Source organism: Bacillus sp. 0209A, from assembly GCF_036765095.1.
Taxonomy (GTDB): Bacteria; Bacillota; Bacilli; order Bacillales; family Bacillaceae; genus Bacillus; species Bacillus subtilis_G.
Map to the genome: position 1 here is coordinate 667468 of NZ_JBAIZV010000001.1, position 23857 is coordinate 691324.

Here is a 23857-nt window from a genome sequence, read left to right on the forward strand (position 1 = left end):
TTCCCCATTAATTCCCGCTATCTTTAAGGCATGATCACTTACTATACTGATAGGAGGGAGGGGATATATTTTGTTTACAATCTTACTTTCATTAGCCATACTCGTATCTGTGCCATTTATATATAAAGCGAACCGCAATACAAAAGATGTGAAGGTCAACAGCATTTCAATTGATCAAAAAGACGGCCTTCCAGCTAGAAAAAAATTGAATATCCTTCATTTATCAGATTTTCACTTAGAAAACATTTCTGTTTCACCTGAAGAGCTATATCGTTTAACAAAAAATCAGCCTGTGGACATCATTGCGCTCACCGGAGATTTTCTAGATCGGAAACGTAATATTCCGAAGCTGGCAGGTTACTTAAACGCATTGCAAAAGTTGGAACCTGCATATGGAATGTACGCGGTGTTCGGTAATCATGATTATGTATTAAAAGATAGGGACTTTCTGAGATTGAAGCGTGTTTTAGAGGAAAACGGCTGTATCACGCTGCAAAATGAACATGTTCGAATTGAGACGGCCGCGGGGCCTGTCAATATTATCGGCATTGATGATTACAGCACGAACCGCAGTAATATTGCCGGCTCTTATCAAGATCTAGAAAACGGCTATCAGCTCGTATTAACACATGACCCAAACATTATTCTGGATATGAAAGATGTTCATTTTGATTACCTGCTCTCAGGCCATTTTCACGGCGGGCAAATCCACTGGCCAAAACCGTATCACTTGGTGAAAATGGGCAAGCTCGTGCGCATGAACATGATTAAAGGGCTTCATTATCACCACGATAAACCGTTTTATATCAGCGAAGGTTTAGGACAAACCGGTGTAAATATCCGTGTCGGAAGCCGCCCAGAAGTGACATTTCATCAGATATAAACAAAAAAGACTGCGCTGACCCCAGACATCAGTCTTTTTTTTGATAGGTTTTCTGAAGCTTTTCTTTCGAAATAAACAAATAGGATGTATTCGGTAAATGCCGCACGCTCATCGGCTTTGAAGTGAGATATAAAATCGGCATATGGGTGATCTTTTTAAAACATCTGTAGAAAGGATTGACCGGGGTGACCACATCAAAGCCGAGCCTTTCCACACCTTTGTCAAGCATTGTAATGCCCACAATCCCTTTAATTTTTTCACTTTTTTTATGCTTGTTGATGTAATCCAAAAGCATCGGCATCGATTGGTATACTTTTTGATAGATAATGATTCCCTTTCTGACTGTGCTCTCAATGCTTTGCAGCTCCCTGATCAGCTTAATGTTGTGCAGATGGATTTTAACGAGCACATCATTTTTTCTGATATGCGTTCCGTCGCTCAGCACGACCTGATGTCCTTTGTACTTCGTCAGCCTGACTCGAAAGACGCTTTTTCGATCCTTGTCAATCAAGGTCAGTCTTGAAAAAAAGAAATAAATCGGGTCAACCACTCTCCAAATAGAAAGGAAACAGGTTTTCATCTCTTCACCTTCCTTATGATCAAAAACACCCTTATATTTTGTGAACGTTCTCCCCAAAATATAGTTGCCATATTTTTTTAAGGAGGACCATCATGAAAAACATTCTCATTTTTCCTTTTTTAAGCATTTCCACAGGGCATCATCATGTGGCGGATGCCCTGCAGGCTGAACTGGAGTCTCAAGGACTCGCATCTGAGAAAATTGATATCTTTTCACACGCATATAGACGATTAGAAAAACTGTCCTCCGAGGCGTATTTAAAATGGATTCAATATTTCCCGAAAACGTACAACGGCATTTACAGGCTCCTCGCCTGCGGACGATATCAAAATGACAAACGCTATCCCATGTACGAATGGCTGTTCACACAACAAATGAGGCACATCCTCAAAGAAAAACAGCCTGATATCGCCTTCTGCACACATGCGCTGCCTTCATATCTGCTGAACCGGCTAAAGCCGGAATATCCGAATATGACGGTTGTAAATGTATATACTGATTTTTTTGTGAATCAATTATGGGGACGGGAGAATATCAATTTCCATTTTTCTCCGATTGTGGATATTAAGAAGCAGCTCATGTCTGAAGGAATCGATCCGAAAAACATATACATGACCGGCATTCCCGTTCACCGGATGTTTGAAGCGGGATCAGCAGACACCTGTCAGCATCATCCGCCATATACCATCATCATCACAGGCGGCAGTATGGGAGTCGGGGGTATTTTAAAATGGGTTCAGGATCTGTCGCCAGAAGGAAACATCTTATACAAAATATTATGCGGCCAAAACGAAAAGCTCTACTGCTATGTCAAAAGTTTACGCCATCCTTTTATTGAGGCGATTCCCTACCTTCACAGCAAAGCAGAGATGAACCGTTTATATGAACAGGCGTCAGGCATTATGACAAAACCAGGAGGCGTGACGATCAGCGAATGCTTACAGAAACGGCTTCCGGTATTTATTTATCATGCGCTGCCGGGCCAGGAGGAAATGAATTTGAACCTTCTAAAGGAACGGAAACTTGTCACAGATATGAGAAATTGGGGTATGCAGAAAGCAGAGGAGCGTATGGCGGCATTTTTCCAATCGAATAAACAGATGAAAGAATATGAAAAACATGTCAATGGATATCTTGCCGAAATCTCCGATCGGAAGATTGAAGATGTATTAAAAAGGATGATATGAAACAAAAAAACACTCCCTGAAACAGAGAGTGTAGAATCGTTAACGAAACAGCAAATGCTGGCTGTGAATGCCTGCTTTCTTCAGCAAGACGATCAGCTGATCCTGTTCATCAGGCGAAAGGCCTGAAAACGCTCTCGCAATACGCAGTGCATGAATCGGATAAATTTTATCCAAATACTCATTGCCCTTGTCAGTTAAATGCGCGTAAACGGAGCGTTTATCTTTCGGGTCCTGCTCCCTTACTAAAAACCCGTTTCTTTCTAATTTGTCAATGACATATGTGACGTTTCCGCTCACTAGCAGAAGTCTCGACCCAATTTGCTGTAATTTTTGCGGGCCTCTTGTGTAGAGGAGCTCCAATACAGCAAATTCAGTGGGATTAAAGCCATGCTCTTTGCTGTCACGGATACTATGTTCAGACACACTTTTGAAAGCCCTTGCAAAAACTCTGTACAAATTCATCGCACGCTCAACTTCTTCTTCGTTAAACGATAATCTCATCATATCTACCTCGTATATAGGATTTTTATAAAAAAATAATGAAAACCCTTACATATAATAAGAGTTCAGTCCCTTACTATACGTATTCGCTATCATTCGAGAAATTCCTTCTGAAAGCAAAAATATCCTTATACATTATCTTGTATAAGGATATTTTTTGTCATTTGGAATGCTGCGAAAGAAATATGCGTATTCCTTCCGCAGTTCAGAAATCGTCATTTTGTTCATGACTTCTTTATTATAAACTCCTATTTGAAAGAGTTTTTCAGAATAATGGCTTCGTTCTTTTTCTAAAGCGGATTTCAATAAATTACTCATGGCGTCCTCCTTCATTATGAGGTATCCTATACACAAGATACCCTATTTAAATGAACGTGGTATGAATCTAATGTAAAGAATTTATAATTACGAAGATTTTCGGTAATGTCCGTTTTGAACCGATCTTAATAATTGAAAAGCATGTTCTCCGGCGAGCTGCATAAACGTCTCCAGCATTTCATCACGCTTGATATCCAACTCTATAATTTCTTTTGCCAGTGAGACCGCTTTTTCTTCCTCCATGATTATCCTTCCTCCTCAGTTAATCGTTATATAAAGGATAAAACGCACTTGTGTGTTACGCATTATTCTTGTTAATTTTTCTTCCGTATTTTTTCAAAAATCTTCTATTTGATGTTAGAAAATATGACAAGCGTCAGGTTTTTTCTCTTTGTTTTTTGTATAATATTATCAAAAGACATCCAGGGGTGGAAAAATGGCCACAGAAGATCATTCTTATAAAGACAAAAAAGTGATTTCAATCGGGATTGTGAGTGAATTGACAGGATTGTCCGTAAGACAGATCAGGTATTATGAGGAACGAAAACTCATTTATCCGCAGCGTTCTTCAAGGGGAACGAGAAAATATTCTTTTGCCGATGTGGAACGGCTGATGGATATCGCCAATAAGCGTGAAGACGGCGTACAGACGGCAGAGATTTTAAAGGATATGCGGAAAAAAGAGCAAATGTTAAAAAACGATCCGCAAGTGCGGAAAAAAATGCTGGAGGGGCAGCTTAATGCGCACTTTCGGTACAAAAACCGTTAAATGATAAAAGTCCGACTCGCAATTGAGACGGACTTTTTACTTTTATAATGAGTGTATGAATGCAGTGGCAATGCCAAAGTAAATTAATAAAGACAGAATATCGTTTAACGTTGTGATCAGCGGCCCTGAAGCGATCGCCGGGTCTACTTTCAGCTTGTGCAAAATAATAGGGATAATTGTTCCTGACATTGTGCCGATAATTAAAGTGAAGAATAGTGAAGAAGCGACAACAAATCCCAGCAGCGCGTTTCCCTGCCATAAGATGGAGACAATCGCAATCAGCACAGAACAAACCGCTCCGATATAAATACTTGTTCTGAACTCCCGAAAGATCAGGCGTACAATCGTTTTTTTGTTCAATTCTTCTTTAGACAACCCTCTGATGACAACCGCGAGGGATTGTGTTCCCGTATTTCCTGTCATCCCTGACACCATCGGCATGAAAAATGCCAGCGCGACAACCTGCTGCAGCGCATCTTCAAAATAACTGATAATGCTTCCTGAAATCAGCCCGATAAACAAGAGCAAAATCAGCCATGGCAGGCGTCGGTATGCCGCCACATAAGACTTTGTGTCAAAGGTGATGTCTTTACCGGAAGCGGCAAATTTTTCGTAATCCTCATCAGCTTCCCGAATGACGACGTCGATAATATCATCGACTGTTACAATGCCGACAAGAACATTGTTTTCTTCCACAACCGGGATCGCCAAGAAATCGTAACGTTCAATCAGACGGGCAACTTCTTCCTGATCCTGAAGAGCGTCTGCTGATATGACGCGGGTAAACATTAAATCCTGCACCTTTTCTTCAGGTTCGCCCAAAATCAAATCACGGTAGGATAGCACGCCCACCAGCTGTTTGCTTTCATTGATGACATATAAGTAGTTGATCGATTCAGCTATTTCAGCAAAGCTTTTTAATTTGACGACCGCGTCTTTTACCGTGTAATGCTGAGGAATCCACACAAACCGGTTTGTCATCATGCGTCCCGCTGAGTCGGCCGGATAGTTCATCAAAAGCTGTACAGCTTTTGACTCTGACGCTTCCATGCTGGACAAAAGCTGTTCCTTCAGTTCTTCATCCATTTCTTCAAGCAATTGCGCGAGGTCATCGTTGTCCATTTTGTTCATCGCAAGTGTTGCTTTTGTTTTTCCGACTTTATTTAAGACGGCAAGCTGAAATTCGCGCTCCAGCTCCCCGATCATATCCGTGATATCATCTACAGTTAAATAAGATAAATAGCGGGCGCGGTGTTTTTCCGGCATTTCTTTGAAAATAAATGCCATATCATAGGGCTGAAGCTCATCAATAACGCTTCTGAAATCCTTAATCTTCCCGTCTCGCAATAAAATAATGATGCGTAAAATGAGTTCGTCATAGGTCATGTTTTGAACCATAAGGACTCGTACCTCCTCTACGGAGACGTGCCGGCCTCGCCTGAAGGTGCGGCAGATCGTCTCCTCACCGTGTAATCAATTGTCTTGCTGTCATAGTATATGGGTACTTCTTCAGATTGACTCGAATGGGGAGAATCCATACTCCGCACCTCCTTTGATAAGATTCGTTTTAAAGGCATAAAAAAAGCCTTCGGGATTGAAGGAGAAAGAAACACGGCAAAAAAGCGTGCGGGCGCCTTCAATCGTAGAGCTTTAGCACTGTATGGCATAGGAGCAATCATCCAGCTGCGTTAAAAATCACCTTATGTCGATGATTTCTGTTGACCCATTGGCGTCTTTGGACATTTTTGGGCAGCAGCGTATCTCCATACAGGAGCCTCACCTAACGAAGTTCATAATTGAATTGACACACTGAGATTACAGAAAAAAACAAGCTGTGTCAACTCAAAAAAGTAATTAATGCGCTTTCATCACAATAACGGAACAAAACAAGGGCCTAAGCCCTTATTCTGTTGTTTGCGTTTCATCATCTTCCGAGAGCAAATGATATGTTTCATGAAGAAATAAAGCATATTCTCCTTCTTTTGTCGGATGAGGGACATATTCAGCTTGATTGATGTATTGCTCCTCTTTCTTTTCCATGTGTTTCGCCTCCTTTTCTATTTAGATTGTCCAAATGAAGGCTTCTTATCATGAAAAACCCCCGCTGATATGCGGGGGTTTCCTAAAACGGCTTAAGTTTTAGGGTTTTGTCATCATTTCTGCTGATTGAAAACCCTTGAAGTCTAGGAAGGGCGAGGATTGGAATGTAGAAATTCGTAAGTACCAACGCGCAGGACTGACAACGAATGCAACGGTTTGTCGACACGCTGAAAACCCCGCTCTAGCGGGGTTTTGATTAGTCGTCTATCTCCTGCTTGATGATACGTCCATCCTTTGCGGAAATGTCAAATTCCGCCTCAGTGCCTTGTTTCGTTTTGATTTCAATTTCATAGATGTAAGCACCATCGTCTTCATCAAGCTTGCTTTCTGTTACGGTTCCATTCGTTTGCTTTAAGGCCATTTCTTCAGCTTCTTCTTTTGTTATAGCGACTTGTTCTGCTTTCTCCTTTAACGGGTCATTAAGCGCTTGTCTTGTCTTAATATCTACATATACGTCGTAGTCTTCACCGTCTTTTTCAATCTCTACTTCATAGACTTCTTTGCCGTTGTAAATATCTCTGTCGATGTCTTCCACTGTGCCGTCAACAACCGTTTTGGCAATTGATTCTGCTTCCTGTTCAGTGAGTGCACCAGTCTTGGAAGCGGCAGTCTGTATGTTATCATTGTTTTCTTTCGCAAACGCGTTGTAGCTGAATCCGCCAGCCGCTAAACATCCTGCTAAAAGACCAACCATCCATCGTTTCTTAAGCATATGTGATTCCTCCTTTGTTTTTGTATGAGTTCAGTTTACATACTCAATATGAAAGGAAAACGAGAGAAAGATAAGAATTTGATGAGAAAACGTCAGTCTTCATACACAATGTTCGCAACTTTTCCGGTGTAGGCATTGATTTTCACTGTCGCTTCTTTATCATCCGGAAGATCAACATCCACTTCAAAGATGAGAGTGCCCCCACTTTCTTCGAGATCTGCGTCATCCGCCGTCCCGCTCGTTTCTCTCTCTGCAATGGTTTTCGCTTCGTTTTCCGTAATCGGTGTTTTGGGTTGATCTTTACCGCTGATTTGGTCAGCAGACACAACTGCTTTTGCCTGCATGTCTACCTTCACTTCGTATGTTTTTCCGTCTTTTTTTTGAATGGTATATGTGGCAACACGATTCTGATGTGTTTGTTTTTTGACGGTTCCCGGGACCCGCTCAAGTGCGAGTTGCTCGGCTTCTTTTTCTGTCATGACAGATGGATTCATCGCTTTAATTCTGTTCATCGAAAGAATGTCAGCCGATTTTGCATCAGCTTTTATAAAATAAGTTCCCTTTGGATTTTCAAGGGTCATATCATATGTTTTTTTATCCTTTGATTGTGTTACATTCGTGATCTCGCCTTCATAAGAGGCTTCGACTTTTTTTACGACAGCCTCCTTTGACATTACATCTTCATGGGTTTGCCGAATGATAAGAACCGCACAGATGATGATGGCTAAAACCGCCGCTGCAGCAGATATTGCTTTGATTGATTTGTTCATCAGCCTCCCCCATTCTGTTCTCTGAATTCCATGGTGACAGCTGTTCCTTGTTCCGGCGTACTTTTTACAGACAGCTCAAGGCCGTGCTCATCGGCGATTTGCTTGGCAATGGAAAGGCCTAAACCCGTTCCGCCTGTTTTTCTGTTTCGTGCCTCATCCGCTCGGTAGAACCGTTCGAACAGGTGCGGGATATGCTCCTCAGCTATTCCGATGCCTTCATCCCTTACTGACAGAATCGGTAGCCCATTCCTCGTTCCGGCTGTCATCACAATGGCTTTTTCACTATATTTAATGGCATTATCGAGCAAAATGGTCAGCAGCTGCTTGATGCGTTCTTCATCAGCTATTACAAACAGGCTCTCCTTATCTGTTTCAAGAAAAATGTCACGCTGATAGACAGGCTGGAGCGTTTGCATGACAGTGCGCGACACTTCAACCAGATCGATTGTTTTCAGATCAAGCTCAAGGCCTTCGCGGCTTTTGGCCAATGTCAGAAGCTGATTGGTCAGTTTTTTCATATGCAGCGCTTCTGAATAAATAGCTTCTATCGATTCCTCAAGCACTTCCGGCTTTTTTGCCCCCCATCTCTTCATCAGGCTGCTGTAGCTTTCTATAATTGTGAGCGGGGTTTTCAATTCGTGTGAAGCATCTTGAACGAATTGCTGCTGTTTATCGTAATGCTCTTTCAGCATCATCGCCATCTCATTAAACGTCAGCCCCATCTGATATAACTCGTCGTGGGACTGTCCTTCCAAGGAAATCGTTTTGAATGCTTTCTCCCGCTGTATGTCTTTCATCGTCATCATTAATCGCCTGATCGGATTGATGATCCGGCGGGCGAGCAAGCTTCCCGCAAAAAAAGAAGCGATACAGACAGCAGCACTCGCAGCGATTAAGATGATTTTCAGCAGAAACAGACTCTCTTCTGTGTTCTCCAGCCTTTCAACCAGCTGAAGAGATACCACTTGCCCATCGGTCCAAATAACCGGAACAGCAGCTTCAGCAAACAGTTTGCCGTCATGTTTCCTTACATCTGCAGTTTCACCGCTATGAAAAGCGAGAGGGAATTCTTTATACGCTTTTTCTTTTGTTATGGTCATCACAGCTTTTTGATCTCCATTCACAACACGGACCATGCCGTTTGCCGGAAGATAGGCCTGCAGCATGTCCTGCAAAGCCACTCCTTCTGTTTCAGCAGCATGCAGTGCTTCGGCGATGTTACTGGTCTCATCTGCAAGCCGGGCCGCATCCGTTGATGTCAGGGCGGATGAAAAAATGAGATAGACCGCGGTATGGACCAGAATTAATAACAGTAACAGCGATAGTGATGTGTATAGATGAATCTTGGTCTTTAGCTTCATTTTTTACCCCTTAATGGCATAGCCAACCCCGCGAATCGTATGGATCAGCTGTTTTTCGTAAGGATAATCCAACTTTTTTCTGATGTATCTGATGTAGACGTCCACGACATTTGTATCACCAATATAATCAAATCCCCATACTGAGCTTAAAATCTGCTCCCGTGTCAGCACTTGCTGCGGATGCTTCAGCATATAGACGAGCAAATCAAATTCCCGCGGCGTTAATTCCACCTCTTTGTCTCCGCGTCTCACTTCACGTGTTTTTTCATTCACCCGTAAGTCGTCATAAGTAAGAAAGGTGTCAACATCTTTTGTTTTTGTCCCGTTTTGGCGCAGTGCCGCCCTGATTCTGGCAAGTAATTCTTCAATTTCAAACGGCTTTGTGACATAGTCATTGGCACCGATGTCCAGTCCAGTTACCTTATCAGGCACACTGTCGCGCGCCGTTAATAAAATGACAGGTGTTTGCGAATCCGTTTTTCTCAAGCGGCGCAGCACCTCCAGGCCGCTAAGTCCCGGAAGCATAACATCAAGAAGCACCAAGGTATACCCGCCTTCCGCTGCCGCATTCAGCCCTTCCGTACCATTGTGTTTCATGGTAACGCTGTAACCTTCATACTCCAATTCAAGCTGAAGCACTCTGGCGATTTTTTCTTCATCTTCCACAATTAATATGTGTCCTTTTTCCAAATCCGATCACTCTCTCCTGTCTCGATATGAAAAAAATAATTTCTTGGTTTACAAAATGATTCTTATCATCTATTATGATGTCAACATAAAAAATTGTATACGGAAAGCACTAGGGGTGCTGTTTTGGCTGAGATAAAGCGCGGGAGTAACGCGTTTTGATCCCTTATGACCCGATCTGGATAATACCAGCGTGGGGAAGTGCAGGTTGACCGAATGGTGTATTTTTTGTGCGCTTAATCGATCTCTTACTGCATATTCCCTTAGAATATGCAGTTTTTTATTTTACCAAAAAACAAGGGGTGAAAGAAATGGAGCAAATATGCGGTACAAGCAGAATCGCCGGTTTTCGGTTCTCTTTATATCCGATGACAGATGATTTTATCAATGTGATCAAGTCCGCACTGAAAAAAACCGACACATCTAAGGTTTGGACGAAAACCGACCATATCAGCACAGTCTTACGAGGATCAGCTGATCATGTATTCGATGCAGCCAAAGCCATTTATCTTAACGCGGCAAACAGCGAAAAACACATCGTCATGAACGGCACGTTTTCCATCGGATGCCCGGGCGACACACAAGAAGATACATATCTTTCCGCAGACGATAATCGTGTCAATGAAGATGCTGTCCGGAGCCTGAACGCGGAAGCGCCATGCCAATTTGCCCTTTATCCAATGAATGAGCCGGATTATATGGAGTTGATCATGGAAGCTGTCGACATTGCGAAAGCAGAAGGCACCTTCGTACAGGGTGTCCATTACGCGAGTGAGCTTGATGGGGATGCGCATGACGTATTCAGGACATTGGAAGCCGTTTTCCGCATGGCTGAAAAGCAAACAAAGCACGTAACCATGACTGTGAATCTCTCGGCTAACAGTCCATCTAGAAAAAACAGAAAGCAGGGATAAAATGAAAAGCTGGAAAGTAAAAGAAATTGTCATTATGTCCGTTATCAGTATCGTTTTTGCCGTGGTTTATTTATTATTTACGCATTTTGGAAACGTACTTGCAGGTATGTTCGGTCCAATCGCTTATGAACCGATTTACGGTATTTGGTTTATCGTTTCCATCATCGCCGCGTACATTATTCGAAAACCCGGAGCGGCGCTTGTTTCTGAAGTCATAGCCGCTCTCGTTGAATGCCTGCTGGGAAATCCATCTGGCCCGATGGTCATCGTCATCGGCATCGTTCAAGGTCTCGGAGCTGAAGCTGTATTTCTCGCGACGCGCTGGAAAGCATACTCTCTGCCTGTACTTATGCTGGCAGGAATGGGATCTTCAGTAGCCAGCTTTATCTATAATCTATTTGTTTCTGGCTATATTGCCTATTCACCAGGTTATCTTCTCATTTTGCTTATGATCCGTCTTGCTTCCGGCGCACTTCTTGCGGGACTTCTCGGGAAAGCTGTCAGCGACTCTCTCGCGTATACGGGCGTGCTAAACGGAATGGCACTCGGAAAGGAACTGAAAAAGAAACGGAAACGGGTATCAGAACATGCAAGCCTTTGATAAGCTCCTCACGGTTGACAGGCTCAGCTTCTCTTATGAAGAAGACGAGAAACCGGTTTTTCAAAACATTTCGTTTGAGCTTCAAAAAGGAGAATGCGCTTTATTGCTAGGACCGAGCGGGTGCGGAAAAAGCTCGCTCGCCCTTTGTTTAAACGGTCTCTACCCGGAGGCTTGCGACGGTACACAGTCGGGGCATGTATTTTTACTTGAAAAGCCGGTCACAGACCCTGGAGCCTCCGAAACAGTAGCCCAGTATGCCGGAGTCGTCTTTCAGGACCCCGATCAGCAGTTTTGCATGCTGACGGTGGAAGACGAAATCGCTTTCGGGCTGGAAAATCTGCAGATTCCGAAAGAAGAGATGACGGAGAAGATCGATGCGGTTTTAGAAAAATTACGTATTGCTCATTTAAAAGAAAAAACAATATCCACTCTGTCAGGAGGACAAAAGCAGAAAGTTGCGCTCGCCTGTATTTTAGCGATGGAGCCCGAGCTCATTATGTTAGACGAGCCGACTTCTCTTCTAGATCCTTATTCAGCGAGGGAGTTCGTTCACATGATGAAAGATCTTCAGCGTGATAAAGGCTTCAGCCTCCTTGTGATTGAGCATCAGCTTGATGACTGGACGCCTTGGGTTGAAAGAACGATCGTGCTGGACAAAGCAGGAAAAAAAGCGCTGGATGGCCGAACACAAGATCTATTTCAGCACGAAGCGGCAACCCTAAAGCAAATGGGCATCGCGATTCCAAAAGTGTCTGATCTGCAGAAAAAGCGGAATATGCCGTTTACTTTATCAAAGGAAACGCTGTTCAAAGAGCCTTTTCCTGCCGAGTATGCAGAAAAGAAAGAAGCTCCTTCTGGGGAGAGTGTGCTGGAAGTCAGTTGCCTTTCATTCGCAAGAGGACAGCAGACGATTTTCAAAGACCTGAGCTTTTCATTGCACGAAAGCTCTTTGACGGCGCTTGTCGGCCCGAACGGCACTGGAAAATCGACGCTTTTATCTGTTCTAGCACGTCTTATGAAGCCGCAAAGCGGCAAGATTCTTCTATATGATCAGCCGCTGCAGTCATATAAAGAAAAAGAACTGCGAAAACGTTTGGGATTTGTTTTTCAAAACCCAGAGCATCAGTTCGTCACCGATACGGTGTATGACGAGCTGATTTTCGGCCAAAAAGCAAATGCTGAAACTAAGGGAAAAGCGCAGCATCTGCTGGATCGTTTCAGTCTTGCGCATTTGGCTGATCATCATCCGTTTGCGATCAGCCAAGGGCAAAAACGGCGCCTGAGCGTCGCTACCATGCTCATGCATAATGTAAAGGTTTTATTATTAGACGAACCAACCTTTGGCCAGGACGCCCGCACGGCTGCTGAATGCATGGATATGATTCAGCGTATCAAGGAAGAAGGAAGCGCTGTCCTTATGATTACGCACGATATGGAGCTTGTCTCTTCGTATGCCGACAGCGTTCTTGTTCTCCACGATACGAATCTGGATTTTGACGGATCTCCAGCGCAGTTATTTTCTCAGGAAAAAGGGCTTGTCCAAAAAGCAAAGCTCACCCTCCCCCTTCTATATGAATGGATGGCCCGCCAAGAGGAGGTGCGTGATGAAGCAGCCGTTACATCTCATTAATCCGGCAGTGAAAGCGGCGGCGGTTTTTTGCTGTGTCGTCATGCTGTCGTTTATTTACAATCCTTACACCCCTGCGTGTTTTTATATCATCATCGTTGCCGGTGTCCTATTGGCGGCCAGAATCCCCTTGAAAAAATGGTTTTTGTTTACGATTCCATTTTTGATTTTAGCATTCGGATGCGTATGGACAGCCGCTGTTTTTGGAAAGGTCCCGACAACTCCGGATAATTTCTTGTTTCAAGCCGGCCCTATCTCAATCAACAGCGATAATGTCTCTGTCGGCATTTCTCTCGGGTTTCGTATTTTGTGCTTTTCCGCCTTATCGATGATGTTTGTTTTTACGACCGATCCGATTTTATTTATGCTGAGCCTTGTCCAGCAATGCAAGCTCTCACCAAAGCTTGCATATGGGGTCATTGCAGGCTTTCGTTTTCTTCCGCTGCTAAAGGATGAAATCCAGCTGATCCAGCAGGCTCATAAAATCAGAGGAGGAGCGGCGGAGAGCGGCTTCATTGAGAAAATCAGCGCGCTAAAGCGGTATACCATCCCGCTGTTGGCAAGCGCCATCAGAAAAGCGGAACGGACAGCGCTTGCGATGGAATCAAAAGGTTTTACAGGAAGCAGAAACCGGACATATTACCGGACACTGACCGTAAACCGCCGCGATTGGCTGTTCTTTTGCCTCGTTCTCTTGTTATTCGCGGGATCTTTACTCGTATCCTTATGTTTTGCCTCATAAAAATCCGCTATCGGTTGATAGCGGATTTTTTTCTTATTGATGATAGTTTAATGCCTGGGCAAGATTGGTTTTAATTGTGATATTCGAAAAATCAATCCCAAGCTGTACAGCGGTTTGCGCGATTTCAGGCCTGATTCCTGACAGGGTTGACCTGACACCGATTAAAGTGAGCGCCTCAATCAATTTAAAGATTTGGTGCGCCACCATCGTATCAACCACCACCACACCTGATAGATCGATTAACAGATGCTCCACGCGTCTTTTTGCACAAGCATGAAGCGTGTTTTCCAGAATGAACTTTGCCCGTTCGGTATCAATGTCACCGACAAGCGGCAGCAGAGCTGTTGATTTGCTCAAGGTGATGACAGGCGAGCTTAATTCCAATATCATTTCTCTCTGAGCGTTTAATTGCTGTTTGGCATTCGCTTCAGCGTGATCGACAAATGTATAAATGGTAAAGTCAAAGACTTTTACAATCAAATCGGCCCATTTTTGTTTCTCTCCCGGTTCAAACGCCGACTCATTTTCTTCTGCGAACTTCTCAAAATACTTCGTATATAATCTCCGGTTTCTCATAAACTCCCGAATCACATACTGAACCGGAGTGTCGAGATGCTTTTGATCGTTCGTCAGCTCAATAACCCACACTTGAAATTCTTCGAGAAATTGTTTTTCCGGTAAAACATACATGTCATTCAGATGCCGGTAAAATTCTCTGTCCTGTTCTTTCAATTCTTCCGTTACAGATGCATTATGTAAGGCATAAATCGAATTCGGATCGCTTTCTTCCATCGTTTCAATCCATTCATCAGCCATTTGTTCCACATACTCTGAAAAAAATGCATATAATTTTTCATTCAGTTTCATCACACTACTCCTTTCCCCAAACACTATTATAACTTGACTGACAGCTGAATCCCAGTCATACAAGCTGAAGCCATCCAATATTTTGAAAATTACTAATTCTTTGGGTTGTATCCTATTTTTTCAAAATGCTTCAAATGGCTCTGTCCGAGCGGTTGCTTTTTTCATATAATGTGAAGCAACATCCTTGTATCCACTTGCAAGCATAAAAAAGGAGGGCTTTTTTATGAATGGTGAAATCCGCTTGATCCCGTATGTGACGAATGAGCAGATCATGGATGTAAACGAGCTTCCTGAAGGCGTTAAAGTGATTAAGGCGCCAGAAATATGGGCAAAAGGGGTAAAAGGAAAAAATGTGAAAATTGCTGTATTGGACACGGGCTGCGACATAAGCCATCCTGATTTAAAAAACCAAGTCATCGGCGGAAAGAACTTCACGGATGATGACGGTGGCAAGGAAGATGTGATTTCCGACTACAACGGACACGGCACACACGTCGCCGGAACGATTGCAGCTAACGATTCAAACGGCGGCATTGCCGGGGTCGCGCCTGAGGCAAGCCTATTGATTGTGAAGGTTCTTGGCGGTGCAAACGGCAGCGGCCAATATGAATGGATTATTAACGGCATTAACTACGCTGTGGAACAGAAAGCCGATATCATCTCGATGTCCCTTGGCGGACCGAACGATGTGCCGGAGCTTGAAGAAGCGGTGAAAAACGCCGTCAAAAACGGAGTGCTTGTCGTTTGCGCAGCGGGAAATGAAGGTGACGGAAACGAACGAACAGAAGAGCTTTCCTATCCTGCGGCTTATAATGAAGTGATCGCGGTTGGATCTGTTTCCGTAGCGCGTGAATTATCAGAATTTTCTAACGCTAATAAAGAGATTGATCTTGTGGCACCGGGAGAAAATATAGTGTCCACCCTTCCTAACAAGAAGTACGGTAAGCTTACCGGCACTTCAATGGCTGCCCCTCATGTCAGCGGAGCGCTTGCTTTAATCAAAAGCTATGAAGAAGAATCATTTCAACGAAAGCTTTCTGAAACTGAAGTTTATGCACAGCTGGTCCGCAGAACACTCCCTCTCGATATTGCAAAAACGCTGGCAGGTAATGGATTCCTGTATTTAACCGCTCCTGATGAGCTGGCAGAAAGAGCAGCGCAATCACATTTGATGACCCTATAAAATTATTTTTCTTATATAACATAAACCACATATAGTAAATAAAATTTCAAATTCTATGTTGACAACAAATTTGAATTACTGTTAAGATTACCAACAAATGATTCAACTTTTCAAAAAATTAATAATATTTTCTCTTATCGAGAGTTGGGCGAGGGATTGGCCTTTTGACCCCAACAGCAACCGACCGTAATTCCATTGTGAAATGGGGCGCACTGCTTTTCGCGCCGAGACTGATGTCTCATAAGGCACGGTGCTAATTCCATCAGATTGTGTCTGAGAGATGAGAGAGGCAGTGTTTTACGCAGAAAAGCCTCTTTCTCTCATGGGAAAGAGGCTTTTTGTTGTGAGAAAACCTCTTAGCAGCCTGTATCCGCGGGTTAACGAGAGTGTTTTACATAAAAAGGAGGAGAAACAATGACAACCATCAAAACATCGAATTTAGGATTTCCAAGAATCGGACTGAACAGAGAATGGAAAAAAGCGCTTGAAGCGTATTGGAAAGGCAGCACTGATAAAGATACGTTTTTAAAGCAAATCGACGACCTCTTTTTATCCGCAGTAAAAACACAAATCGACCAGCAGATTGATGTTGTGCCAGTTTCTGATTTCACACAGTATGACCATGTACTCGACACAGCAATCAGCTTCAACTGGATTCCGAAACGATTCAGACATTTGACTGACGCTACCGATACATACTTCGCTATCGCCCGCGGAATAAAAGACGCCGTATCTAGTGAAATGACAAAATGGTTTAATACAAATTACCATTACATCGTTCCTGAATATGACGAAAGCATTGAATTCCGCCTGACAAGAAACAAACAGCTCACAGATTACCGCCGGATCAAACAGGAATACGGCGTTGAAACAAAACCTGTGATTGTCGGCCCTTATACGTTCGTTACGCTTGCTAAAGGCTATGAACCGTCTGAAGCAAAAGCGATCCAAAAACGTCTTGTGCCGTTATATGTACAGCTTTTGAAAGAACTTGAAGAAGAAGGCGTAAAATGGGTTCAAATCGATGAGCCGGCGCTTGTTACAGCCTCTAGCGAAGATGTCCGCGGCGCAAAAGAATTATTTGAAAACATCACAAGTGAACTTTCATCCTTGAATGTGCTGTTGCAAACGTATTTTGATTCTGTTGATGCTTACGAAGAGCTCATCTCTTACCCAGTGCAGGGAATTGGCCTTGATTTCGTTCACGATAAGGGCAGAAACCTGGAACAGCTGAAAACACACGGCTTTCCAGCAGACAAAGTGCTGGCAGCCGGCGTGATCGACGGACGCAACATTTGGAAATCGGATCTCGAAGAACGTCTCGATGCCGTTCTTGATATTCTCAGCATTGCAAAAGTGGATGAACTGTGGATTCAGCCTTCCAGCAGCCTGCTGCACGTTCCGGTAGCGAAGCACCCTGACGAGCATTTGGAAAAGGATCTGCTGAACGGATTATCGTACGCAAAAGAAAAACTAGCCGAGCTGACATCTTTGAAAGAAGGCTTAGTATCAGGAAAAGCGGCGATCAGCGAACACATTCAGCAGGCTAAAACGGATATTCAGGCGCTCAAACAGTTTGCAACAGGCGCGAATTCCGAACAGAAGAAAGAGCTTGAGCAATTAACCGATAAAGACTTCAAACGCCCGATTCCGTTTGAAGAACGTTTAGCCCTGCAAAATGAATCTCTCGGCCTTCCGCTTTTGCCGACGACTACGATCGGAAGCTTCCCGCAGTCTGCTGAAGTGCGGAGCGCACGCCAAAAATGGCGGAAAAATGAGTGGTCTGATGAACAGTATCAAAACTTTATCAATGCAGAAACAAAACGATGGATTGATATTCAGGAAGAATTGGAACTTGATGTCCTTGTTCACGGTGAATTTGAACGGACAGACATGGTCGAATACTTCGGTGAGAAGCTGGCCGGCTTTGCCTTCACAAAATACGCATGGGTTCAATCATACGGCTCACGCTGTGTCCGCCCGCCAGTCATTTACGGAGATGTTGAATTTATTGAACCGATGACAGTGAAAGACACGTTATATGCACAGTCATTGACATCCAAGCATGTGAAAGGAATGCTGACCGGCCCAGTTACAATCTTAAACTGGTCTTTCCCTCGAAACGACATTTCGAGAAAAGATATCGCCTTCCAAATCGGGCTCGCCCTTCGCAAAGAAGTAAAAGCGCTTGAGGACGCAGGCATTCAAATCATTCAAGTCGATGAGCCAGCGCTGCGAGAAGGCCTTCCATTGAAAACCCGCGATTGGGATGAGTATTTGACTTGGGCGGCTGAAGCATTCAGATTAACCACTTCTTCCGTGAAAAACGAGACGCAAATTCATACACATATGTGCTACAGCAACTTCGAAGACATTGTCGATACGATCAATGATCTTGATGCCGATGTGATTACAATCGAACACAGCAGAAGCCACGGAGGATTTTTAGATTACTTAAAAGACCATCCGTATTTGAAAGGGCTCGGCCTTGGTGTATATGACATTCACAGCCCTCGAGTGCCGTCAATTGAAGAAATGTACGACATTATCGTGGATGCGCTTGCCGTCTGTCCGACTGACCGCTTCTGGGTAAATCCAGACTGCGGATTGAAAACAAGACAACAGGAAGAGACGGTTGCAGCCTTAAAAAATATGGTTGAGGCAGCGAAGCAGGCAAGAGCTAAACAAACACAGCTTGTATAAGTAAGATAGAAACCATCTGCCTTTGGCAGATGGTTTTTCTATTAGAAAGCGGGAATCGGTTTCCGATGCTTCCCGTCCCCTTCTACTACTATTTTGGCTGTTCCATTTTCATCAAATTCCACAAGGCTCAATGATGTATCATGTATGTAAGCAGAATTCCATATGTCATTAACGCGTCTTCCCTTTATGATATTTAACAGCATTAATATAAAGACAGAATGGGTAACCAAGAGAATATTGCCGGAAGAATGGCTGTCTAAAATCGCTTGGAGAGCCAGCCTTCCCCGGTTTTCAAGATCAAAAAATGTTTCACATCCCGGCTGGCGATAAGCTTCGGGATGATGTAAATAAGCATGAAAAAGATCAGGTTCGCTTCTTTCAATATCCTCTTGTTTTTTCCCTTCCCATGAGCCTAGTGACATTTCTCTGAACATATGATCTTTAACCAACGGGGGCCGGCGAGATCCCAGTATAGCTTTTGCCGTCTCTTCTGTCCGCTTGCTCGGGCTGATGTAAACCTGATTCAATTCAACATCCTTCAGACGCTTCCCAAGAGCGCGGGCGTTGTACAGTCCAAGTTCTGTTAAATCAGAATCCAGCCAGCCCTGCATCCGTTTTTCCACATTCCATTGAGTCTGTCCGTGCCTGGCAATATATAAATGCAGCATGATCACCCCTCCACTTTTCTCCTCTTATCTTAGCAAATCCCCCAAATATTTTGTTTATTTTGCACTTTTTTGAGAATGTTCTTTGCACTTGTTTTCGGCTATACTGATAACACTCAATTGACAGGAGGGTTTAGGATGAATCATGAAACGTTCTTAAAACGGGCTGTCGACCTTGCTCGCGAAGGAGTGAACGCAGGAGTTGGCGGGCCTTTCGGTGCTGTTATTGTGAAAGACGGAGCCATTATTGCCAAGGGGCAGAACAGCGTCACAACAAGCAATGATCCGACTGCCCACGCGGAAGTGACGGCTATTCGAAACGCCTGCAAGGCGCTTGGAACATACCAGCTTAATGACTGCATTTTGTATACGAGCTGCGAGCCATGCCCCATGTGCCTAGGCGCCATCTACTGGGCCCGGCCGAAAGCTGTTTTCTATGCAGCGGAGCATACAGACGCCGCCGAAGCTGGATTTGATGATTCATTCATTTATAAAGAAATTCTTAAACCTGCTGAAGAAAGAACAATCCCCTTTTATCAAGTGACTCTGACGGAGCATTTATCCCCGTTTCAGGCATGGCTTGCTTTTGACAATAAAAAAGAATATTAAAGGATCAGGCATGTGCGGCCTGATCCTTTGTTAATTCGCTGAGAAGCTCCTGTGCACGCGCGCACTTCGGGTTTGCTTTCAGCGCTTTTTGCAAATACAAAACAGCAGTCATATGTTGACGCAATTCAGCATGGCAGACACCGAGCCAGCAGCTTGATCTAAAATCGGCTGCTCCCTTCACCTGTACGTACAGATGATGTTCATTATCGGTTTGCAGGCAAGCCTCAAACGCTGTGATCGCTTCTCTGATTTTTTTCAGCTGATACATAATGATTCCTTTATAATAGTGAAGGGTGCAGTAATCCGGATAATGCCCCAGCGCTTCATGGATATCCTGTTCCGCTTCTTCGTACCGTTCTGCTTCAATTAATAATTTATACTTTACATAATAGCTAGCTGGCGGCGGAATTTGCTTTTTTCTTTTACATTCATTGATACAATCCATTGCCAGCCGGAAGGCTTTATCAGGTTCGTTTCCTCTGTCATACTCAGCTGCTTTCTGACAAATGAGAGATGGCTCAGCAGAGGATATCAGCAATGCTGCATTTAATAAACTGATGTTGCGTTGATGCTTTTGCTGTGCCTCCTGCTCTAAATAGCCGTAATGGTGAATGGTACATGGCAGCGAGAAAGTGCTGCTTGCTTCTTCTCCCTCAGGTCTCTCGCCGATACTTCCCGTAAATGTTATGTTTCGCTGATTCCGGATCAGCCTGATCTGCCTTTGTTCAAACGCTTCATTTTCAACCCATTGCTTTCCTGTATAATTCACGATCTTCACGCAACCGAGAGACGGCAGGCTGTCAGTCAGCAGCGAAGGAAATAGGCTGCCCGTTTCCGGGTCTAGTTCTTCGTCGGCATCCAAGATCAATATCCACTCTCCCTTGGCATGCTGTAAACTAATATTTCTCGCTTGTGAAAAGTTCTGTTCCCATATATGATGATACACTTGGGCATGAAAGCTTTTGCAAATGTCTTCCGTCCGATCGCTTGATCCCATATCAACCACAATGATTTCATCAGCTATATGCTGCACACTCTCTAAACAGCGGGCGATATGGCGTTCTTCATTTTTCACAATCATACAGACGGACAGCTTTGGTCTTTTCATGTACTCACCTTTTCTCTAGTCTGAATTCACCTATACTACATGTATTCACACTTCGAAAAGTTCATGCCCGCCTCGCATGCTTCCGCATAAAAAAACATCCTGAGAATCCTCAGGATGCGGTCATTATTTTAATTCTAACGTTACCTCAATATTTCCTCTCGTAGCCTTTGAATAAGGACAGAATTCATGAGCAGCATTAACAAGCTCCTGTGCCTTGTCTCGATCCAAATCTTTCGTGTTCACCACAAGTGTGACGCCGATTTTAAACCCGTCGTCGCTCTCATCCTTCATAAGGCTGACCTGGCCTTCAATTTCGGAATCAATGGTAACATTTTGCTCTTTGGCCACGTGTTCGAGCGCGCCGCCGAAGCACGCAGCATATCCTGCCGCAAAGAGCTGTTCCGGGTTTGTGCCGGTTTGTCCTTCTTTTTTTGCATTAGGCATTACAATATCAAAATCAAGAACACCGTCATCTGATGTAATATGTCCTGCCCGTCCGCCGCGAGCGGTTGCTTTTGCTGTAAATAGTGCCATCATTCTCATCCTCCTTATTTCGATCTAGTTGTTATATTTCCCATTCTGAACTTTTTAAACATGCTCTGTTTGCCGAGAATAGGAAAAGTAGTGTTTTTCAGATACAATAGAATGGAATGGAATGACGGAAAGAGTTGGTGAACAAGATGGAAAATGAATTTGACCATATGAAATTGGAGAATCAGCTTTGTTTTTTGCTATATGCAAGTTCGCGGGAAATGACAAAGCAATACAAGCCGCTGCTTGACAAGCTGAATGTGACGTACCCTCAATATTTGGCCTTGCTATTGTTATGGGAACACGAAACGCTTACTGTCAAAAAAATGGGTGAGCTGCTGTATTTAGATTCGGGGACGCTCACTCCGATGCTAAAGCGAATGGAACAGCAGGATTTGATTACAAGAAAAAGGTCTGAAGAGGATGAACGGTCCGTGCTGATCAGCCTGACAGAGGACGGAGCGTTATTAAAAGAAAAAGCGGCTGACATTCCGGGAACGATCCTGGGGCTCTCAAAGCAGTCCGGGGAGGAACTGAAACTGTTAAAATCCGCTCTATATACATTGCTGGAAACACTTCATCAAAAAAATTGAGGATGCCTTTTATGAGGCATCCTCTTTTTCGTTTATTCAGCTACTTCAAGCGTAACATCGATATTTCCGGAAGTTGCTTTTGAATACGGGCAGACGCCGTGTGCTTTTTGCACAAGTGCCTGTAATTCTGATGCACTGATTCCTTTCCCTTTCACCTGAAGCGTCACACCCAGCTTGTAGCCTTGATCCGCTTCATCCTTTAACAGGCTGACATGCGCTGTAACCTCTGTTTCCACTTTCACTCGTTCTGTTCTTGCTACCAGCTGCAGCGCGCTGTCAAAGCAAGCTGCGTAACCTGCTGCAAACAGCTGCTCCGGATTTGTCGCTTTTTCTAATTTATTTGCTCTCGGTGTCCCCGGCATTGCGACATCAAGCTCAAGAACGCGGTCTGATGAAATTACCTTTCCTTCTCTTCCTCCTACCGCTGAAACAGTAGCTGTAAATAATGGCTGGCTCATTTTCCATTCCCCCAATATATATTTTATACAATTAAATTGTACACAATATAATTTGTGGTGTCAATTTTTCAGCGCACAAAAAAAAGCTTATCCCGGTGTGAGATAAGCTTTTTCATTGAACTTTGCTCCCGCTATTCGCGGATTTGCCCTGTTCCTTTAATGACGTATTTAGTAGAAGTCAGTGCAGGAAGCCCCATCGGCCCTCTTGCATGTAGCTTTTGCGTACTGATGCCGATTTCAGCTCCGTAGCCAAATTCAAAGCCGTCGGTAAAACGGGTTGACGCATTATGATAGACCGCAGCAGCGTCGACAGCCGTTTGAAAATAAACCGCATTCTTATCATCTTCAGTTAAAATCGCTTCTGAATGATTGGTGCCGTATTGTTGGATATGCTTCACAGCTTCTTGGACATTGTCAATCGTCTTTATGCTGAGGACAGGCGCTAAAAATTCTGTCTCCCAATCTTCTTCCGACGCTTGTTTGCTTGAAGGATGAAGTTCACACACAAATTCATCACCGCGAATGTCAACTCCCGCTTTTTCCAGTTGGGCAAGCAATTCTTTCCCGTGCTTCTCCGCCCACGCCTTGTGAATCAGCAATGATTCAATTGCATTACACACAGAAGGGCGCTGTGTTTTCGCGTTTACGACAACCTTTTCCGCCATTTGCGGTTTGGCAGTCTCGTCAATGAAAATATGGCAGTTTCCTGCTCCGGTTTCTAACACGGGCACAGTTGATTCTCTCACAACGAGATCGATCAGCTTTTTGCCTCCGCGCGGGATTAATACGTCTAAGCCATCATTTAACGTAAAGAGTTCTTTTGCCGTTTCTCTGCTCGTATCCTCAATCAGCTGTACGGCGTCAATTGGAAGCGGAGACTGCTCAAGCGCTCTGTGAATGACACTGACGAGGGCTTTGTTGCTGTGAATGGCTGAGGAGCTCCCCCGCAGGACAACCGCGTTTCCCGTTTTTAAGCAGAGGGTTGCCGCATCGACTGTAACGTTCGGTCTCGCTTCATAGATCATTCCGACCACACCAAGCGGAACACGGATTTTTTCGATAAGCAGGCCGTTCTCCTTTTCAATTGTTTCAAGTGATTCACCGACCGGATCTGCCAAATCAATTAAAAGCTCTACTGCGTCCGCTATATCACCAATGCGTTTCTCATCCAGTGTCAGGCGATCAATGATATCAGATGTTAAGCCATTGTTCTTTCCGTTCTCAATGTCTTTCGCATTTTCGGCTAAGAGAAAATCCTTTTCATGTCGGAGCCCGTTTGCAATGAGGCTGAGCGCCTCATTTTTTTCAGCCGTTGTTTTCATGATCAGTTCCGCTGCTGCTTCGTTTGCCAGCTTCGCTTTTACAGAAACTTCACTCATTTTTCCGCC

General features: G+C 44.0%; 27 protein-coding genes, 1 pseudogene and 3 riboswitches. Of the genes and pseudogenes, 11 read left to right on the plus strand and 17 right to left on the minus strand.

Going from position 1 to position 23857, the window contains the following annotated elements; all coding sequences use genetic code 11:
• The first annotated feature begins 70 nt into the window (after positions 1-70).
• Entirely contained in the window at positions 71-883 is an 813-nt protein-coding gene (locus V6D44_RS02700) for a metallophosphoesterase (RefSeq protein ID WP_087990958.1), read from the plus strand.
• A 28-nt stretch (positions 884-911) separates the two neighbouring features.
• On the opposite strand, the gene V6D44_RS02705 is transcribed toward V6D44_RS02700, so the two are convergent.
• Complete coding sequence (locus tag V6D44_RS02705) at positions 912-1463, minus strand: YkoP family protein (RefSeq protein ID WP_087990957.1); 552 nt, start codon at positions 1461-1463, stop codon at positions 912-914.
• Between the two features lie 92 nt (positions 1464-1555).
• Between V6D44_RS02705 and V6D44_RS02710 the strand changes: the two are divergent.
• Positions 1556-2670 (plus strand): annotated as a pseudogene (locus tag V6D44_RS02710) (MGDG synthase family glycosyltransferase).
• 19 nt (positions 2671-2689) lie between these two features.
• On the opposite strand, the gene V6D44_RS02715 reads toward V6D44_RS02710, so the two are convergent.
• The 3 genes from V6D44_RS02715 to V6D44_RS02725 all read right to left on the minus strand — a co-directional run bounded on the left by V6D44_RS02715 (position 2690) and on the right by V6D44_RS02725 (position 3712).
• Positions 2690-3154, minus strand: a complete 465-nt coding sequence (locus V6D44_RS02715; RefSeq protein ID WP_003232536.1) for a MarR family winged helix-turn-helix transcriptional regulator — start codon at positions 3152-3154, stop codon at positions 2690-2692.
• Positions 3155-3286: 132 nt separating this feature from the next.
• Positions 3287-3469, minus strand: a complete 183-nt coding sequence (locus tag V6D44_RS02720) for a stress protein (protein WP_087990955.1) — start codon at positions 3467-3469, stop codon at positions 3287-3289.
• 87 nt (positions 3470-3556) lie between these two features.
• The gene (locus tag V6D44_RS02725; protein ID WP_087990954.1) at positions 3557-3712 is read right to left on the minus strand and encodes a hypothetical protein; all 156 of its coding nucleotides are present in this window, start codon (positions 3710-3712) and stop codon (positions 3557-3559) included.
• A gap of 193 nt (positions 3713-3905) precedes the next feature.
• On the opposite strand from V6D44_RS02725, the gene tnrA reads away from it, so the two are divergent.
• Positions 3906-4238 (plus strand): MerR family transcriptional regulator TnrA, encoded by a 333-nt coding sequence (gene tnrA, locus V6D44_RS02730; protein ID WP_003218544.1) that lies wholly within the window; start codon positions 3906-3908, stop codon positions 4236-4238.
• Between the two features lie 42 nt (positions 4239-4280).
• Here the strand turns inward: tnrA and mgtE are convergent, their stop codons facing one another.
• The 7 genes from mgtE to ykoG all read right to left on the minus strand — a co-directional run bounded on the left by mgtE (position 4281) and on the right by ykoG (position 9871).
• Positions 4281-5636 (minus strand): magnesium transporter, encoded by a 1356-nt coding sequence (mgtE, locus tag V6D44_RS02735; RefSeq protein ID WP_087990953.1) that lies wholly within the window; start codon positions 5634-5636, stop codon positions 4281-4283.
• Between the two features lie 17 nt (positions 5637-5653).
• Positions 5654-5776, minus strand: a complete 123-nt coding sequence (locus tag V6D44_RS02740) for a hypothetical protein (protein WP_277986989.1) — start codon at positions 5774-5776, stop codon at positions 5654-5656.
• Positions 5777-5866: 90 nt separating this feature from the next.
• A riboswitch (M-box (ykoK) riboswitch) is annotated at positions 5867-6033 on the minus strand.
• A 107-nt stretch (positions 6034-6140) separates the two neighbouring features.
• Entirely contained in the window at positions 6141-6278 is a 138-nt protein-coding gene (locus V6D44_RS02745) for a transcriptional regulator SplA domain-containing protein (protein ID WP_003218541.1), read from the minus strand.
• A 256-nt stretch (positions 6279-6534) separates the two neighbouring features.
• Positions 6535-7050: a PepSY domain-containing protein gene (locus V6D44_RS02750; RefSeq protein ID WP_087990952.1), complete on the minus strand. Its 516-nt coding sequence runs from the start codon at positions 7048-7050 to the stop codon at positions 6535-6537.
• Positions 7051-7142: 92 nt separating this feature from the next.
• A complete protein-coding gene (locus V6D44_RS02755; protein WP_087990951.1) occupies positions 7143-7820 on the minus strand; it encodes a PepSY domain-containing protein in 678 nt (225 codons plus the stop codon).
• On the minus strand, positions 7820-9181 hold the full coding sequence (locus tag V6D44_RS02760) for a sensor histidine kinase (protein WP_333516253.1): 1362 nt from the start codon (positions 9179-9181) through the stop codon (positions 7820-7822). The genes V6D44_RS02755 and V6D44_RS02760 overlap by 1 nt, the downstream gene beginning before the upstream one ends.
• A gap of 3 nt (positions 9182-9184) precedes the next feature.
• Positions 9185-9871: a two-component system response regulator YkoG gene (gene ykoG, locus V6D44_RS02765; protein WP_087990949.1), complete on the minus strand. Its 687-nt coding sequence runs from the start codon at positions 9869-9871 to the stop codon at positions 9185-9187.
• A gap of 101 nt (positions 9872-9972) precedes the next feature.
• A riboswitch (TPP riboswitch) is annotated at positions 9973-10085 on the plus strand.
• Between the two features lie 94 nt (positions 10086-10179).
• Here ykoG and V6D44_RS02770 point away from each other — a divergent pair.
• The 4 genes from V6D44_RS02770 to thiX are packed head-to-tail and all read left to right on the plus strand — an operon-like array spanning position 10180 to position 13752.
• The gene (locus V6D44_RS02770; RefSeq protein ID WP_087991043.1) at positions 10180-10782 is read left to right on the plus strand and encodes a Ykof family thiamine-binding protein; all 603 of its coding nucleotides are present in this window, start codon (positions 10180-10182) and stop codon (positions 10780-10782) included.
• A 1-nt stretch (position 10783) separates the two neighbouring features.
• Complete coding sequence (locus tag V6D44_RS02775) at positions 10784-11383, plus strand: ECF transporter S component (RefSeq protein WP_087990948.1); 600 nt, start codon at positions 10784-10786, stop codon at positions 11381-11383.
• A complete protein-coding gene (locus V6D44_RS02780) occupies positions 11370-13013 on the plus strand; it encodes an ABC transporter ATP-binding protein (protein WP_087990947.1) in 1644 nt (547 codons plus the stop codon). Before V6D44_RS02775 ends, V6D44_RS02780 begins: the two co-directional genes overlap by 14 nt.
• Positions 12988-13752, plus strand: coding sequence for an HMP/thiamine ABC transporter permease ThiX (gene thiX, locus V6D44_RS02785; RefSeq protein WP_087990946.1), 765 nt, complete (start codon positions 12988-12990; stop codon positions 13750-13752). The genes V6D44_RS02780 and thiX overlap by 26 nt, the downstream gene beginning before the upstream one ends.
• Positions 13753-13785: 33 nt before the next feature.
• Here the strand turns inward: thiX and rsbRB are convergent, their stop codons facing one another.
• Positions 13786-14619, minus strand: a complete 834-nt coding sequence (rsbRB, locus tag V6D44_RS02790) for an RsbT co-antagonist RsbRB (RefSeq protein WP_087990945.1) — start codon at positions 14617-14619, stop codon at positions 13786-13788.
• 223 nt (positions 14620-14842) lie between these two features.
• Between rsbRB and isp the strand changes: the two genes are divergently transcribed.
• Together isp and metE are read left to right on the plus strand one after the other, a co-directional pair.
• Positions 14843-15802, plus strand: a complete 960-nt coding sequence (gene isp, locus V6D44_RS02795; protein WP_253269038.1) for a serine protease Isp — start codon at positions 14843-14845, stop codon at positions 15800-15802.
• Positions 15803-15933: 131 nt separating this feature from the next.
• A riboswitch (SAM riboswitch) is annotated at positions 15934-16089 on the plus strand.
• A 127-nt stretch (positions 16090-16216) separates the two neighbouring features.
• Entirely contained in the window at positions 16217-18505 is a 2289-nt protein-coding gene (metE, locus tag V6D44_RS02800; RefSeq protein ID WP_087990943.1) for a 5-methyltetrahydropteroyltriglutamate--homocysteine S-methyltransferase, read from the plus strand.
• Positions 18506-18546: 41 nt separating this feature from the next.
• On the opposite strand, the gene V6D44_RS02805 is transcribed toward metE, so the two are convergent.
• Complete coding sequence (locus tag V6D44_RS02805; protein ID WP_087990942.1) at positions 18547-19173, minus strand: histidine phosphatase family protein; 627 nt, start codon at positions 19171-19173, stop codon at positions 18547-18549.
• Positions 19174-19308: 135 nt separating this feature from the next.
• On the opposite strand from V6D44_RS02805, the gene V6D44_RS02810 reads away from it, so the two are divergent.
• Complete coding sequence (locus V6D44_RS02810; RefSeq protein WP_253269036.1) at positions 19309-19779, plus strand: nucleoside deaminase; 471 nt, start codon at positions 19309-19311, stop codon at positions 19777-19779.
• A 4-nt stretch (positions 19780-19783) separates the two neighbouring features.
• Here the strand turns inward: V6D44_RS02810 and V6D44_RS02815 are convergent, their stop codons facing one another.
• Positions 19784-20887 carry a TPR domain-containing glycosyltransferase gene (locus V6D44_RS02815; RefSeq protein WP_087990940.1) on the minus strand — a complete coding sequence of 368 codons (1104 nt, stop codon included), beginning with the start codon at positions 20885-20887 and terminating at the stop codon, positions 19784-19786.
• A gap of 123 nt (positions 20888-21010) precedes the next feature.
• Positions 21011-21421, minus strand: a complete 411-nt coding sequence (locus V6D44_RS02820) for an organic hydroperoxide resistance protein (RefSeq protein WP_087991042.1) — start codon at positions 21419-21421, stop codon at positions 21011-21013.
• A gap of 146 nt (positions 21422-21567) precedes the next feature.
• On the opposite strand from V6D44_RS02820, the gene ohrR reads away from it, so the two are divergent.
• On the plus strand, positions 21568-22011 hold the full coding sequence (gene ohrR, locus V6D44_RS02825) for an organic hydroperoxide resistance transcriptional regulator OhrR (RefSeq protein ID WP_087990939.1): 444 nt from the start codon (positions 21568-21570) through the stop codon (positions 22009-22011).
• Between the two features lie 32 nt (positions 22012-22043).
• Here ohrR and V6D44_RS02830 read toward each other — a convergent pair whose 3' ends face one another.
• Positions 22044-22469 (minus strand): organic hydroperoxide resistance protein, encoded by a 426-nt coding sequence (locus tag V6D44_RS02830; protein ID WP_087990938.1) that lies wholly within the window; start codon positions 22467-22469, stop codon positions 22044-22046.
• Between the two features lie 131 nt (positions 22470-22600).
• A complete protein-coding gene (gene proA / locus V6D44_RS02835; RefSeq protein ID WP_202328578.1) occupies positions 22601-23848 on the minus strand; it encodes a glutamate-5-semialdehyde dehydrogenase in 1248 nt (415 codons plus the stop codon).
• Between the last annotated feature and the right edge of the window lie 9 nt (positions 23849-23857).